13 protein-coding genes are annotated in these 13,793 nt (G+C 61.3%); 3 read left to right on the top strand and 10 right to left on the bottom strand.

All coding sequences use genetic code 11. The annotated features are described in order from the left end of the window. Positions 1-13: 13 nt before the first annotated feature. From ACK9YZ_RS29170 to ACK9YZ_RS29155, 4 genes are all read right to left on the bottom strand, one after another. Entirely contained in the window at positions 14-964 is a 951-nt protein-coding gene (locus tag ACK9YZ_RS29170) for an ABC transporter permease (protein ID WP_216760210.1), read from the bottom strand. Then, a complete protein-coding gene (locus ACK9YZ_RS29165; RefSeq protein ID WP_416067055.1) occupies positions 961-1,908 on the bottom strand; it encodes an ABC transporter permease in 948 nt (315 codons plus the stop codon). The genes ACK9YZ_RS29170 and ACK9YZ_RS29165 overlap by 4 nt, the downstream gene beginning before the upstream one ends. Beyond that, on the bottom strand, positions 1,905-3,356 hold the full coding sequence (locus ACK9YZ_RS29160; RefSeq protein WP_416067054.1) for a sugar ABC transporter ATP-binding protein: 1,452 nt from the start codon (positions 3,354-3,356) through the stop codon (positions 1,905-1,907). The genes ACK9YZ_RS29165 and ACK9YZ_RS29160 overlap by 4 nt, the downstream gene beginning before the upstream one ends. Before the next feature lie 72 nt (positions 3,357-3,428). Beyond that, positions 3,429-4,445, bottom strand: a complete 1,017-nt coding sequence (locus ACK9YZ_RS29155) for an ABC transporter substrate-binding protein (protein ID WP_216760213.1) — start codon at positions 4,443-4,445, stop codon at positions 3,429-3,431. A gap of 279 nt (positions 4,446-4,724) precedes the next feature. On the opposite strand from ACK9YZ_RS29155, the gene ACK9YZ_RS29150 reads away from it, so the two are divergent. Then, complete coding sequence (locus tag ACK9YZ_RS29150; RefSeq protein ID WP_416067053.1) at positions 4,725-5,963, top strand: ATP-binding protein; 1,239 nt, start codon at positions 4,725-4,727, stop codon at positions 5,961-5,963. A gap of 13 nt (positions 5,964-5,976) precedes the next feature. Next, a complete protein-coding gene (locus ACK9YZ_RS29145) occupies positions 5,977-6,699 on the top strand; it encodes a response regulator (RefSeq protein ID WP_416068449.1) in 723 nt (240 codons plus the stop codon). A 100-nt stretch (positions 6,700-6,799) separates the two neighbouring features. On the opposite strand, the gene ACK9YZ_RS29140 is transcribed toward ACK9YZ_RS29145, so the two are convergent. From ACK9YZ_RS29140 to ACK9YZ_RS29120, 5 genes are all read right to left on the bottom strand, one after another. Further along, a complete protein-coding gene (locus ACK9YZ_RS29140; RefSeq protein WP_416067052.1) occupies positions 6,800-7,303 on the bottom strand; it encodes a GNAT family N-acetyltransferase in 504 nt (167 codons plus the stop codon). Between the two features lie 14 nt (positions 7,304-7,317). Continuing rightward, positions 7,318-8,196: a carbohydrate ABC transporter permease gene (locus tag ACK9YZ_RS29135; RefSeq protein WP_216760216.1), complete on the bottom strand. Its 879-nt coding sequence runs from the start codon at positions 8,194-8,196 to the stop codon at positions 7,318-7,320. A gap of 5 nt (positions 8,197-8,201) precedes the next feature. Continuing rightward, positions 8,202-9,092: a carbohydrate ABC transporter permease gene (locus tag ACK9YZ_RS29130; protein WP_416067051.1), complete on the bottom strand. Its 891-nt coding sequence runs from the start codon at positions 9,090-9,092 to the stop codon at positions 8,202-8,204. After that, positions 9,089-10,183, bottom strand: coding sequence for an ABC transporter ATP-binding protein (locus ACK9YZ_RS29125; RefSeq protein ID WP_416067050.1), 1,095 nt, complete (start codon positions 10,181-10,183; stop codon positions 9,089-9,091). Before ACK9YZ_RS29125 ends, ACK9YZ_RS29130 begins: the two co-directional genes overlap by 4 nt. A 108-nt stretch (positions 10,184-10,291) precedes the next feature. Next, a complete protein-coding gene (locus ACK9YZ_RS29120; RefSeq protein WP_416067049.1) occupies positions 10,292-11,548 on the bottom strand; it encodes an ABC transporter substrate-binding protein in 1,257 nt (418 codons plus the stop codon). Between the two features lie 170 nt (positions 11,549-11,718). Here ACK9YZ_RS29120 and ACK9YZ_RS29115 point away from each other — a divergent pair, with 170 nt between their 5' ends. Then, positions 11,719-12,510, top strand: a complete 792-nt coding sequence (locus tag ACK9YZ_RS29115) for a GntR family transcriptional regulator (RefSeq protein ID WP_416067048.1) — start codon at positions 11,719-11,721, stop codon at positions 12,508-12,510. 218 nt (positions 12,511-12,728) lie between these two features. Here ACK9YZ_RS29115 and speB read toward each other — a convergent pair whose 3' ends face one another. Next, on the bottom strand, positions 12,729-13,784 hold the full coding sequence (gene speB, locus ACK9YZ_RS29110) for an agmatinase (RefSeq protein ID WP_416067047.1): 1,056 nt from the start codon (positions 13,782-13,784) through the stop codon (positions 12,729-12,731). Between the last annotated feature and the right edge of the window lie 9 nt (positions 13,785-13,793).

Here is a 13,793-nt window from a genome sequence, read left to right as displayed (position 1 = left end):
TGCGGTCTTCCCTTTATCGCATGCCGGCCCGACGGCCGCCGGCGAGCATGATGACGCTGATGATGATGAGACCGGTCATGATGAGGCGGACCCCCGCACCGACCCCGTAGGTGTTAAGCATGGAAACAACAAGGAACATGAAGAGCGATGCGCCCCAGATGCCCGGCACGTTGGAATCGCCGCCGGCGACCGCCGTGCCGCCGATCACGACGACGGCGATCGACATCAAGAGATATTCCGAGCCCATGTTGAGCGCCGCGCCGCCGGAGAAGCACGCGAGCAGATAGCCCGCGACCGATGCGAGCACGGCGCAGAAGAGATAGGTGACGAAGCGCGTCCCATCGACCGGTATCCCGGCCATGCGCGCGGCCGGCATGCTCTGGCCGATCGCTGAAATCCAGCGTCCATAAATCGTCTTCTCGAGCAGGAACCAGGCAAAGAGCGAGACCAGGAGAGCAACGATCGCGACGTTGGGTACGCCGAGCGTGTTCGACGTGGTGAATTCCGCCAGCACGCTCGGAGGCTTGATGCGCAAGCCCCGGTTCGTCCAGATCGCGGCGGACTGCACGATGAAGCTCGTCGAAAGTGTCGCGATGATTGGCGGAATGCGCAGCGCCTTGATGAGCGCATAGTTGCAGAGGCCGACGACGAGGCCGACGACGACGGCGACGAGAAGCCCGGGCAGGATCATGCCGTTTTCAACATTCATCAGCTTCAGCGCCACGGTGCCGGCAAGCGTCATTGTAGCCGGAACCGAGAGGTCGATATTGCCGGGGCCGAGCGTGATGACGAACATCTGTCCGATGCCGACGATGACGGAGAAGGCGGCGAAGGTGAGTGCTGCCTGCGACAGACCAAGTGTGCTGGCGCCGAGCGTCACCATGATCGTCAGGAACCAGACGATGAAAGCGGCAAGCCACGACCAGATCCAGGGCTTGGCGAACAGGCGGAGCAGCGGGGTCATCGGCGCTTCTCCTGCTTCTCCAGGCGGTTCAGCATCAGGCGGAGCGCCAGCACGATAATCAGGATCGCGCCCTGAGCCCCGATCTGCCAGTCGGGCGAAATGCGTAGGAAGGACAGGAACGAGCCGGCAAGTGTCAGCGTCAGCGCGCCGATGACGGCGCCGATCGGCGAGACGCGGCCACCGATGAACTCGCCGCCGCCAAGGATCACGCCGGCAATCGACAAAAGCGTATAACGCAGCGCGATATTGGCATCGGCCGAAGTGGTCAGGCCGACGAGGGCGATGCCGGCGAGCACAGCAAAGAGTCCGGCAAGACCATAGGCGCCAGCGCGCGCCGCCACGATCGACCAGCCGGCGCGCTCGACCGATCGCTGATTGCCGCCGATGCCGCGGATCAGGACGCCGAGCGAGGAGCGAATGACGAGAAGATGGGCGACGGCGGCGATGGCGATGCTCGCGACGATCGCCATCGGCGCCAGAGGCGGCCTGACGGTCATCAGCCAGCGCACCCAGTCCGGCGCCTGCCCGCCAGGTGCCGGCAGCAGCAGCACGGCGAGGCCGCCCCAGACGAAACTCATGCCGAGTGTCACGACGATGGACGGCAGGTTGCGCAAATGGATAACGACGCCGAGCGCGGCATAGGTTGCGATTGCGCCGGCAAGGATCAGGACGCCGATCACCGGGGCATCGCGCAGAAAGGTTGCCGTTACGCAGGCGACGAAGCTGACGAAGGCGCCCATGGAGAGATCGAGATCGTTCACCGCCATGACAAGCATCTGGGCGATCGTGGCGAGCGCGATGGGTACGGCCAGGTTGAACAGCAGGTTGAGCCCGACATAGCTCACGGCGCGCGGCTGCATCCAGAAAACGGCGGCGAGCAGCAGCGTCAGCGACAAGGCGGGAATGGCAAGACGCATGGCGTCGGACGAGAGCCGGGACGTCATGCGGCGACCCCTTCGAAGGAGGCCGCGATGATATTCGTCTCGTTGACGGTATCGCCGGCGAGTTCGGCCTTGATGCGGCCTTCGCGGAAGACATAAACGCGGTCGCAGAGGCGGATCTCGTCCATTTCGGTCGAATACCAGATGAAGGTGCGGCCGCGCGCGGCTTCCTCACGGATGATGGCGTAGACTTCCTGCTTCGTCCCGACGTCGACGCCGCGCATCGGATCGTCCATCAGGACAACGGGCGCGCGTGTCGCGAGTGCGCGTGCAAAGAGCACCTTCTGCTGGTTGCCGCCGGAAAGCGACAATATGCGGTTTGCCATATCAGGCGTGCGGATCTCGATCCGCCGCTTCCAGTCGGCGCCTTTCCTCTCCTCTTCAGCTGCGAGGATGAGGCCGCGCCGCGACAGGTCACCGAGCGAGGCGATGGAAAAATTGCGCAGGATGCTCCACAGTTCGAAAACGCCGTTGAGGCGGCGGTCGCCGGCGACGAAGGTGACGAGCGGATCGCGCTCGGGAAGCCATTGGCCGGATCGGGCGGCATGGAGAGCGAGCAACAGCTCGGTCTGCCCGTGGCCAGCCAGTCCCGCCAGTCCGATGATCTCGCCCTGACGCGCCGCAAAGGCAAGGCCCGCCGCCTGATGGGACAGAATGACCGGTGCAGTGGATTGTTCGCGCGCCGAGCGCTGGCCGGCCTCCTCCTTCGCAACGGTGCCCATGGCTTCCACCAGGCCGTGGTGATCGAACCCGTTCGCCGGACGTTCGGTGACGACGCGGCCGTCCTTCATGACAACGATGCGGTCGGAGGTTTCGAGGATCTCGTGCAGAATGTGCGAGATGAAGATGACAGAGCCGCCGCCAGCGACGAAGCGGCGGACATGACCGAGCATCTGGCGTGCAAGGCTTGCATCGAGCGACGAGGTCGGTTCGTCGAGGATCACCAGCCGCGGCGCAATGCCGGCGTCGGAAAACGCCATGGCGATCTCCACCATCTGCCGTTCGGCGATCGAAAGATCTCCGACGACCCGGCCGCTGGCGATACCGTGGCCGGGAAAGACCATGTCGAGGCTCTTCTCGATAATTTTCGCGGCACGCTTGCGCCAGCCGAAGCCGCCGAGATCGCGGTGCATGATGCGCGTATTCTCGATGATGGAGAGGTTGGGGCAGAGCGAAAGTTCCTGGAAGACGCAGCGCACGCCGCGAGCGCGCGCCGCGTTGATGCCGTAACGTTCCAGCCGCTCGCCGTCGCTCGCAATGCTTCCCTCGTGGGGCGTGAGACCGCCGTTGATAACGCTGACGATCGTGGATTTGCCGGCGCCATTATGGCCGACAAGCCCGACGCATTCGCCCGGCATGACGCGAAGCGTCACGCCGTCGAGCGCCCTGACCGCACCGAAGCTCACCTTCGCGCCATCGACGGCGATCACCGCCTGCAAAACCTCATTCATGCTGCCTGCCACATCTGCTTTGCAAAGGATGGCGCGCAGCCATTTGCGGCCGCGCGCCAGTCACCGGGAAATTTACTTTGCCGACTCGATGACCTTGATAGCGTCGGCCTGCGTGTATTCCACGTTGGCGACGCCGCCGGCCTGGGTGTTGGCGAGGTTTGTTTCGAGATTGTCCTGGTCGATGCGCAGGAAGGGCACGACGAGGTCCTTCTTGACTTGTTTGCCGTCGAGGATCTGCTGGGCGACCCAGAAGGCGAGCGTAGAGACACCGGGCGCAATGGACACGGACATGGTCTCATAGCCCTTCGCGTCCTTCTGCTCCTTCCACCATTTCAGTTCGTCTTCGCGGTTGCCCATAATGATGACCGGCATCTTCCGATTGGTCGCGGCAATCGCCTGCGCGGCGCCGTAACCGTCGCCGCCCTGGGTCACGACCCCGACAATGTCGGGCAAGCTCGGAAGAATGCCGGCAACAGCCTTCTGCGCCACGTCCTGCGCCCAGTCGCCGTGAACGGAGCCGACAATCTTGAACTGCGGGAACTGCTTGACGCCCTCGTGGATGCCGGCCGAGATCTCATCATCGACGAAGACGCCGGCAAGACCCCGGATCTCGAGCAGGTTGCCGCCCTGGGGGAGCTTTTTGGAGAGGTACTCCACCTCGCTGCGGCCCATTTCCTTGAAGTTGACCGCGATGCGCCAGGCGCAGGGTTCGGTCACGATGCCGTCGAAGGAGACGACGGTGATACCTGCGTCGCAGGCTTCCTTGACCGCGCCGTTCAATGCTGTCGGCGAAGCGGCATTCAGCACGATCGCGTCATAGCCCTGCAGGATCATGTTCTGGATCTGTGCGGCCTGTTCTGTCGCCTGGTTCTCAGCGGTCGTGAACGGGTCGGCTGCCGCGACGACGCCTGATTTCACGGCTTCGCCCGTCACCTTGCCCCAGCTCGTCAGCATGGCCTGGCGCCACGAATTGCCGGCATAGTTGTTGGAAAGGGCGATTTTCTTGGCCGAAGTATCGGCAAAAGCGGAAACGGGCATCGCGCCGCAAGCAATAGCGGCCGACGCCAGAAGCATCTTACGGATTGTCATGTCTTCCTCCCTCATGATCGCCGGTTGGCGGATCGCTTCACTCCTGCCTGTCCCACTTGGGGTCGAGTGAAAATTGTTCTTGCACTGAGCTTCCTCCTCTCAGTAAGGGCAGGATGCGGGAGATCTCGGGGCCTGTACAGGGGCAAGGCGGCAAGTCGTTTGCGGGTTTTGCGCAACAAGCTGCGGGTTTACGCAAGACGGCGGCGCTTCCGCGGCGCTTACTGGGAAAGGATCGCGGCGGGTTGAGGAGCCCGCTGCCGTCACGGGGAGGAATTGACGATGCTGCATCTCGCACCCGCAGCCATGTTCGACCACTATCTCGGCATTTCCCGGCTGCTCGCGGGCCAGCTCGATTTCCGCTCGGCCATCCGCTCCGTCGCCGCCGAAGTTGCCCATATTATCCCCCACGACCATCTCGATGTCTGCGTGCTGCTCGAAGGCGGCAACTACCACACGGCTTACGAGACAGGCATCGAGACTGCCTGGGGTGAACTTGCCGGTGCGCCTGTCGTCAACAGCCCCATCCGCTCGCTGCTTTGGGGCGAAGTGGATTTTCTGCTGGCGGACGACGCCATGACGGACCCGCGTTTCCACTTCGAGGGCGCGTTCAAACGGCCGATCGTCGAACAATCGCTGAGGAGCCGCTTGCATGTGCCGATGAAGGTGCAGGGCACGATCATCGCCGCACTCTCCTGTTCCTCGCAAAAGGCCGGCATTTACACGATGGAGGATATCGAACGCGCCCGTATCATCGCCGACCTGTTGACGCCCTATTTCTTCGCGCTCCGGGCAGCCGAGCACGCGCAACGCTCGGCCATCGTGGAGGCAGAGGCCCGCGCCCGCGAGGAGGGGTTGCGGCAAGGCGCGCTGAAGTTGACCGAAGCGCTGGAGCAGGAACGCCAGCGGATCGGCATGGACCTCCACGACCAGACGCTGGCCGACCTGACGCGGCTCGCCCGCCGGATCGAACGGCTGTCGCGCAACGGTGAGGTCGCGCCCGAGGCGCTGGAGCCGGTCTCCCGTTCCTTGCAGCATTGCATGCAGGATCTGCGACAGATCATCGAGCAGGCAAAACCCTCCGTGCTCCAGCTCTTCGGCCTCGCACAGGCGATCGAACATCATCTCGACCGATCGACCCGCGATGCCGGATCGGCCATCGAATGGGGTCTCGTCGACGAGACGCACGGCGCACTGGAGCAGCTGGAGCCGACCGTCAGCGTCGCGCTGTTCCGCATCGCCCAGGAGGCGATCAACAATGCGGTGCGCCATGCCGCCCCGCTCACCATCATGGTGCGGCTCGAGGCCGACGACGAGCGTCTGTCGATCGAAATCTCCGACGACGGCACCGGGCTCGCCAAGGCGCGGGGACGGATCGGCGGCGGCATCGACAATATGAAGACCCGTGCGCGGCTGATCTCGGCGCGCTTCACGACCGGGTCCGGCCACAACAATCGCGGAACTGCGGTGCGGGTCGTGCTGCCGCTTGGCCCGCACGACCCGGCGAGCAAGCCAAACTGAGGAGAACGGGGTGATGAAGGTTCTGATCGTCGAGGACGACCCACTGCACCGGTCCTATCTGCACGAGGCTGTCAACGCGGCCCTGCCGGAATGCGACACGGTGATCGAGGCGGAGAACGGTACCGTCGGCGAGAAACTCGCCCGCGACCACAAGTCGGCGCATATCGTCATGGACCTGCAGATGGCCAACCGCAATGGCATCGAGGCGGCGCGCACGATCTGGAAGGAGCGGCCGGAGACCCGCATCCTGTTCTGGTCGAACTATTCGGACGAAGCCTATGTGCGCGGCGTCTCGCGCATCGTCCCGGATGGCGCCGCCTATGGCTACGTCCTGAAATCCGCCTCAGACGAACGGCTAAAGCTTGCATTGCGCTCGATCTTCATCGAGAGCCAGTGCGTCATCGACCGCGAGGTGCGCGGTCTGCAGCAGAAGAGCCTCGGCCAGACGAACGGTTTTACCGATTCCGAATACGAGATCCTTGTCGATATCGCGCTGGGCCTCACGGACCGGGCCATCGCTAAACGTCGGAACCTCTCGCTGCGCAGCGTACAGAACCGCCTGCAGCAACTCTACGACAAGCTCGACGTCTACCAGAGCGCCGGCGACGACCACGAGGAAGGCCGTTTCAATCTCCGCGCCCGCGCCGTGACCGTCGCTTTCCTGCGCAAACTCCTGAACTACAGCGCTCTGGAGCGGGCTGAGGCGGAACTGCAGGAGTGGCTTGATGGAAAGTAGTTTGCGTGGCGTTGTCACGTTTGTCGGCGAAAGTCAAAGATAACGCGGCAACGCAGTGGCCTTTTCATCGATAAAGCTATCCCACAAAAATCGTCAAGACCTAGTGGTCCGAATTCGAAATGCCGCTCGGTTGGGCAAGCGGCAGCATGCCGCGATAGATGCCCGGGTCCGAGCCTTCGATCGGGATTGCCCCGACGCTTCGACGGTAGAATTCCATTGGACCGGCACCCCCGATCACCCCGTAGGCATAGCCCTGCGCGTACATATCGAGGAGCGTGGTCAACAGCAGAGCGTGGCCAACACCTTTGCCGCGAGCGGCCGTGTCGACTCCGGTCGGCCCGAAGAAGCCCTTGGCGGTTGCGTCGTGGCAGGCAAAGCCGATGAGTTCGTCGTTCCGGATTGCAATGAAGCAAGTGGGCGGCTGGCGCATGGTGGCAACCGTCGCTTCCGCGACCCAGCCAGATCCGAAGCGCGGCTCGATCCAGGCCGTCAGAGCGCTCAACTCCGGCGCAAGGACACGCCGGATGGTGATGCCCTGTTCGGCGATGCGTTTATTGAGCGCAGAATCGGCCTTCAGTTCGTAGAGTTTTACGAGCATGTCCATGGTTTAGTCCTTTGTCAGCCTTTGATGGCGCCTGCCGTCAGGCCGGCTACGATACGCCTCTGGAAGATCAATACGACGATGATCAGCGGCAGCGTCACGGTAACGGATGCGGCCATGATCTGACCGAACGGATATTCGTACCGGGTGTTACCTGCGATCAGGCCGATCGCGACCGGCACGGTTCGGTTCTCGTCCGTCAGGGTGAAGGTCAGCGCGAAGAGAAACTCGTTCCACGCCAGAATGAAGGCAAGAATGCCGGTGCTGGCGAGCGAAGGTCCCATGAGCGGCAGCAGGATCTTCGTCAGAATTCTAAAATGCGAGCAGCCGTCGATGATCGCGGCCTCCTCCAGCTCCCGCGGAAATTCGCGAATGAAGGTGGTCAGGATCCAGGTCGTGAACGGCACGGTCGACAGAAGATAGGTGAGGACGAGCGCGCTTGGCCGGTTGAACAGACCCATCCAGTTGATCAGCTCGAACATGCCGGAGAGAACGACGACCTGCGGGAAGATCGAGATCATCAGCACGATCATGAGGATACTGCGCCGTTGCGGAAAGTCGATGCGCCCCAGCGCATAAGCGGCGCTGAGCCCGATGACGAGCGACAGGAACGTGGTTGAGACCGCGACATAGGCCGAGTTCAGAAGCGAGCCCATGAAAACAGGATTGTCGAGCAACTGGCGATAGTAGGTGAAGTCGAACGCCGGCATCAGCGCCGATTGATAGAGCGCCGAACCCTGCTTGGTCGAGGAAACGAAGGCCCAGTAATAGGGAAACAGCGTGTAGAACAGGACGAGCAGAAGAGCCAGGATCTGGAGGCTTCGCACGGCGCGCCGCCGCATCCTGAAATAGGAGGCAGGCTTGCGGACGGTCTTCGGGATGATCGCATCGGCCATGTCGCTCAGGTCCCCGCGGCTCTGTCGAGGCGAAGGACCCCGATGATGATGATGGCGACAAGCGCGACGAGCAGGAAGACCCAGGTCGATGCCGCCGAGCCGATGCCGAGCTCCTGGAAGCTGATCAGCCGGTCGCGCGCGTAGATGGAGACGGTCATGACGCTCTCGTTGCTCGCCGCCATCACATAGGCAAGGTCGAACATCCTGAGCGCATCGAGAACGCGGAAGAGGACCGCTACGCCGATTGCCGGGCGCAGCATCGGCAGGGTGATCGACCAGAAACGCTTCCATGCCGGAATGCCATCCACCTCCGCTGCCTCGAATATCTCCGAGGATATCAGTTGAAGGCCCGCCAGGATGAGCAGAACCATGAACGGGGTCGTCATCCACACGTCGACGAAGATCACGACACCCATCAGCAGCGATCCGCTCGCCGTCCAAGGAATGCCATGATCGATGAGGCCAAGCCCGATGAGGAGCTTATTGATGACGCCGAACTGGTCGTTGAGCATCCATTCCCAGATCTTCGTCGAGACGACGACCGGGATCGCCCAGGGCACGAGTATGGCGGCGCGCGCCAGCCCGCGGCCCGGAATGGCTTCATTGACGAGAAGGGCTATCGCCAGGCCGAGAACTGTCTCGATCGCGACGGAAATGACCGTGAAGATCAGCGTATTCTTGACCGCAATCCACCAGCTGCGGTCGTTGATGACCTCAAGGAAGTTGTCGATCCCCGTCATTGAATAGACGGAGGGATCGTCAAGATAGGCATCGGTGAAGGCGAAGAAGAAGGTGCGACCGAGCGGCCAGAGGGCGACGACCAGCATGACCATGATGACCGGCAGCAGAAACAGCCAGGCCGCACGATGGTCGCGGCGGGCGAGCCGGGCACTCATTGCCGCGCTCCTGCGATCACGCCGGCCTGGCGGTTGAGAATGAGGCGTTTTCCATCGGCCGCGAAGGCAAACATCGAGGCATCCCGGAAATTCAGGCCGACCTCCTTGCCGATCAGCTCCTTCGGTGGTTCGACATTGACGCGGACGACCCAGATGGCGTCCCCGTTGATGCGGCAATAGGCAAAATGCTCATGGCCAAGATCCTCGATACGTTCGAGCACACAGGTCATTCGTCCGTCCCCAGCCGCCACCAACTGGATCGCTTCCGACCGTATGCCGATCTCGGAGACGGCCTGGCCCTCGGTGTCCGCGTCGATGACGAGGCCGCCCGGTCCGCTCACTTTGGCTGATGTTGTCTGCACAGGCAGGAAGTTCATGCGGGGACTACCGATGAAGCCTGCGACAAACCGGTTGTCAGGGGTATGGTAGAGTTCCTTCGGCGTGCCGACCTGCTCAATGCGTCCGTGATTGAGAACGACGATCCGGTCGGCGAGCGTCATCGCCTCCGATTGATCATGGGTCACATAGATCATCGTCGTTTTCAGATCGTCGTGGAGCTTGGCGATCTCCATGCGCATCTCCATTCGCAGATCCGAGTCGAGATTGGAAAGCGGCTCATCGAAGAGGAAGATTTCGGGCTGGCGCACCAGGGCGCGGCCGATCGCCACGCGCTGGCGCTGTCCGCCGGACAGCTCGCGGGGCCGGCGTTCGAGCAGATGATCGACCTTCAGCATCCGTGCGACCGACCGCACTTTCTCGCTGATAGCGGCCCTGTTCATGCCGAGGGTCTCAAGCGCGAAGCCGATATTGCGCGCAACGTTCATATGCGGATAGAGCGCGTAAGATTGGAAGACGAAGGCGACGCCTCTCTGGGAGGCAGGCACATCAGTCACGTCGTCTCCGCCGATCCTCACCACGCCCTTGGATGCGGAGATCAGGCCGGCGACGATGCGCAAAAGCGTTGACTTGCCGCAACCGGAGGGACCGACGAAAACGACAAACTCGCCGTCGATGATCTGCAGGTCGACATTCTGGATAACAGTGTGCGTACCAAAATTCTTCGAAACGGATTCGAGCGAAACCGATGCCATTGTTCACCTGAGGTTATGAGACGGCAGAGGGCTCGCCACCTTATTCGATGGCGAGGCAGTGACGTATTCCGGCAGCGGATCGTCCCGCCACCAGACATCCGGAGAGGGTCAGCGGCTTTCCTTCAGTTTCTCGAGCCGAGCGGCCAGCGATGTCAGGCTGGACTTGACCTCGGCACCGCCGGAAAGCATGTCATGAACCGAACGGTAGAAAGCCTGTGAAACGCGGTTGTAGCTGGTGCCGGTGTAGCCAGACGGGCGCACGGCGCTGTCGGCAAAGGCCTGCTGATTATCCTTGAGGAAGGGTATCTTTTCAAGAACTTCCGGATCGCTATAGAGCGCCTGGATCGACGGGTTGAGAGCCGCCTTCAGCGCACGCATCTTCTGCATGTCTGGGCCGGTGATGAAGTTCACAAAGTCGGCCGCAACCTCAGGCTTGGCGCTGTATTTGTTGACGCCGTAATACATTGGGCCAAGGCATCCGCTCGACTTTTCGCCTTCCTTGCCGACCGGTAGAGGCATCACGCCGACCTTGTCGACGATATTACTCCCCTTTTCATGCGAGGTGCCCCAGACATAGGGCCAATTGCGGTGGAAGACCGCGTTGCCGGATTCGAAGACGGCACGCGACTGCTCCTCATCATAATTGAGGACGCCCTCGGGACTGATCGAACCGATCCAGCCCTTCGCTTTTTCGAGCGCTGCGGCAGCCTGCGGGTTGTCGATGGTCACCTTTCCGTCGTCAGAAATGATGGTGCCGCCGCCGTTGGAAGCAACAAGTTCGATCGCGTCGCAGGTCAGGCCTTCATAGCTTTTGGCCTGCCAGGCATAACCCCACATGTCGGCCGAGCCTGCAGCCCTCTCCTTGTCCTGAATTTCCTTGGCGGTGGCAGCCAGCTCGTCCCAGGTCTTCGGCGCCGCCTTGCCATATTTTTCGAGCAGGTCTTTGCGGTAGAACATGAGCCCGACGTCCATATAGGCAGGCATGGCAATAAGATTGCCGTCGAGCTTGGCCGCATTGAGTGTCGAGGCGAAATGCTTGTCCTGGTCTGCCTGCGGGATCATTGTCTTGAGGTCGAGCAGGTTGCTCTTGAACATGCCGAGCCAGATCACATCGAGGAAGAGGACGTCGATATCCTTGGATTTGGCGGCGAGCAGCTGCTGATAGATCGGAATCGCATCGTCCAGAAGCGCCGGCATTTTGTTGATCTTGGCCTCATTGCCCGTCTTTTCCTTCCAGGCATTGGCAACGTTTGTGCAGAGCTCGAATTCCGTCGGTGCGCAAAACACGGAAATGGTTTCGGCATGTGCGCTGCCACCCCACAGGGCTGCAGATATCGCCAATGCGGCAAGGCTTTTCTTCAACATCGATTGTTCCCTTCGTTGATAACGCTTCGGCATTTACGCGGAGCTCTCTGTCCCCTTGCTTCCAATAGGACTGGTTATGACCAGTCATGTCAACTGGACTTTGCCGACGGTTGCGTCGAAGATACAAAACGGCAAGAGTGGTCCGCACAGCACAGGATCGGATTTCAAAGATGCAGCAAGCTCCGGCATCATTCATCGCGCCACAGGGCGGCATCGACCGGAACGATCCCCGCCCCTTGCACAAACAGGTCTACGAAGCTCTTCTGGCGTCCATCCGCGATGGCAAGCTGCCGCTGCGCGGCAAGCTGCCGTCAGAGCGGGAACTCGTCGATCTCTACAATGTCAGCCGGATCACCGTGCGCCATGCCGTACGCGAGTTGATCCAACAGGGCGTGATACACAGCCAGCCGGGAAAGGGACTCTACGTCGCCGAGCGTGGTGGCGGCTTCGAACTGCAGGTTCTGAAAAGCTTCACAAGCATCGCGATAGCGAACGGGCGAAGTCCTGGCCATAAGCTGATTGAAGCCCGTATCGTGCAAGCGCCGCTTGAGGTGAGCCGTCCGCTTTTTCTGGCACCCGGCGCCGAGGTGGTTCTTTTGTCAAGGCTTCGCCTTCTCGACAACATACCAGCCGTCGTCCAGACCGATTGGATTCCGGCGGCTCGCGTTCCGGGCCTGCTTGATCTCGACTGGGCCGTTGCCAACCGGTCGCTCTATGCCGAACTTCGCGAGCGCTATCGCATTCATCCGAAACGCGGGCAGACAACGCTGAGCGCGCGCCTTGCGGCAGATGAGGAGGCTGCGATGCTCGAGCTGCCTTCGCCAGCTGCGGTTCTCACCGTGGATCAGATCGCTTTCGACGATCGCAATCGCCCGGTCAACCTGACGGCCCTGGTCCATCATCCTGCACGTTATCCGCTGACGCTGCTTCAGTCGGAATCGGGCGATTTCACGCAGTATTGAGCAACTCTGTCCTGCTCCGAGGATTGCCGCGCGGGTTAATTGCGCGCATTCAGTTGCCCGACACGTCAGCCAGAACTGGGGTAGATCCGATTAGCGAGCTCTTGAGCTTTTCAGCCATAAAAGTTGCTTATTGGCGATGCTGCTTTTACCGGTCAATGGCGTTCAACAGCTTCGCCTGGAGACTTGCCCGCATACCCCGCATTCGTTGAACAGAATGCTTAGTGTTTGCCGATCGATGGGCTGAACACCATCAGGCTCAGAACTTCAAAAAGCACCTGCGCCGCGGCATGCGCTGTGTTGGTCGTAGCGTCATATTGCGGGGCAACTTCGACGACGTCACCACCCACCAGGTTTACCCCTTTCAGTCCTCGTATCAGTTCAAGGACTTCACGCGTGGTCAATCCACCGATCTCGGGCGTTCCAGTGCCGGGTGCAAAGCTCGGATCGAGACTGTCGACATCGAAGGAAAGATAGGTCGGGCCGTTGCCGACGATGGATTTTGCCTTGGCGACGACCGCCGCGATCCCCATTCCGCTGATCTCCTCGGCGTGGATCACGGTCATTCCCGACTTATAGGAGAATTCCCATAAATATTCCGCCGAACCACGAATGCCGATCTGGATCGTCCTCGTCGGATCGAGCACGCCGTCCAACACGGCATTGCGGAACGGCCCGCCGTGATGAAACTTCGTCTGGTCGAACGCACCGCTTGTGTCGCAATGGGCATCGATATGGATCAGGCCAACCGGCTGCTGCCGGCCGACGGCCTTCAAAATTGGATGGGTGATGGAATGATCGCCTCCGACGGAAAGCGGTGCGACGCCGGCATCGACGATTTGGCCGATGCGCTTTTCGATGTCGTCGTGGCTGAGCTCCAGCCGGTAACGGCTCTGGAACGATACATCGCCGATGTCGGCGACCAGGAGATCAAAAACCGGGGCCGTGCCGAGAACGTGATTGTATGGGCCAATCCTTTCGATGCCGCGAAGGGCGCGCGGTCCAAAACGGGAGCCTGGACGATTGGTGACGCCAAGATCCATCGGGATTCCGGTGATTGCAACCTGGAGATTGCCGAAGTCGGGCTCTTCGGCAGCCACCTGCATATGGGGTGCGCTGAGGAAGGTTGGCACTCCAGAATATGGCGCCAGTCGCGTGCCATTTTTGGAGATGATCCTCTCTGCCACTTTCCGAAACTTCTCATCGAATATCTCGCCGCCAGTGGTGTCCGCAAACTCCGTGCGCAGCTGCTCAAGCCGCATTTTGTCCCACACCATCGGCATGCG

Origin of the sequence: Rhizobium sp. ZK1 (assembly GCF_047782645.1) — a bacterium.
Taxonomy (GTDB): Bacteria; Pseudomonadota; Alphaproteobacteria; order Rhizobiales; family Rhizobiaceae; genus Rhizobium.
This window is presented reverse-complemented; position numbering and strand designations above follow the sequence as displayed.

Excerpts from the sequence above, each read along its gene's own strand:
- ACK9YZ_RS29170 (WP_216760210.1), bottom strand. The coding sequence starts at position 964 with ATGACCCCGCTGCTCCGCCTGTTCGCCAAGCCCTGGATCTGGTCGTGG.
- ACK9YZ_RS29165 (WP_416067055.1), bottom strand. The coding sequence starts at position 1,908 with ATGACGTCCCGGCTCTCGTCCGACGCCATGCGTCTTGCCATTCCCGCC.
- ACK9YZ_RS29160 (WP_416067054.1), bottom strand. The coding sequence starts at position 3,356 with ATGAATGAGGTTTTGCAGGCGGTGATCGCCGTCGATGGCGCGAAGGTG.
- ACK9YZ_RS29155 (WP_216760213.1), bottom strand. The coding sequence starts at position 4,445 with ATGACAATCCGTAAGATGCTTCTGGCGTCGGCCGCTATTGCTTGCGGC.
- ACK9YZ_RS29150 (WP_416067053.1), top strand. The coding sequence starts at position 4,725 with ATGCTGCATCTCGCACCCGCAGCCATGTTCGACCACTATCTCGGCATT.
- ACK9YZ_RS29145 (WP_416068449.1), top strand. The coding sequence starts at position 5,977 with ATGAAGGTTCTGATCGTCGAGGACGACCCACTGCACCGGTCCTATCTG.
- ACK9YZ_RS29140 (WP_416067052.1), bottom strand. The coding sequence starts at position 7,303 with ATGGACATGCTCGTAAAACTCTACGAACTGAAGGCCGATTCTGCGCTC.
- ACK9YZ_RS29135 (WP_216760216.1), bottom strand. The coding sequence starts at position 8,196 with ATGGCCGATGCGATCATCCCGAAGACCGTCCGCAAGCCTGCCTCCTAT.
- ACK9YZ_RS29130 (WP_416067051.1), bottom strand. The coding sequence starts at position 9,092 with ATGAGTGCCCGGCTCGCCCGCCGCGACCATCGTGCGGCCTGGCTGTTT.
- ACK9YZ_RS29125 (WP_416067050.1), bottom strand. The coding sequence starts at position 10,183 with ATGGCATCGGTTTCGCTCGAATCCGTTTCGAAGAATTTTGGTACGCAC.
- ACK9YZ_RS29120 (WP_416067049.1), bottom strand. The coding sequence starts at position 11,548 with ATGTTGAAGAAAAGCCTTGCCGCATTGGCGATATCTGCAGCCCTGTGG.
- ACK9YZ_RS29115 (WP_416067048.1), top strand. The coding sequence starts at position 11,719 with ATGCAGCAAGCTCCGGCATCATTCATCGCGCCACAGGGCGGCATCGAC.
- speB (WP_416067047.1), bottom strand. The coding sequence starts at position 13,784 with ATGGTGTGGGACAAAATGCGGCTTGAGCAGCTGCGCACGGAGTTTGCG.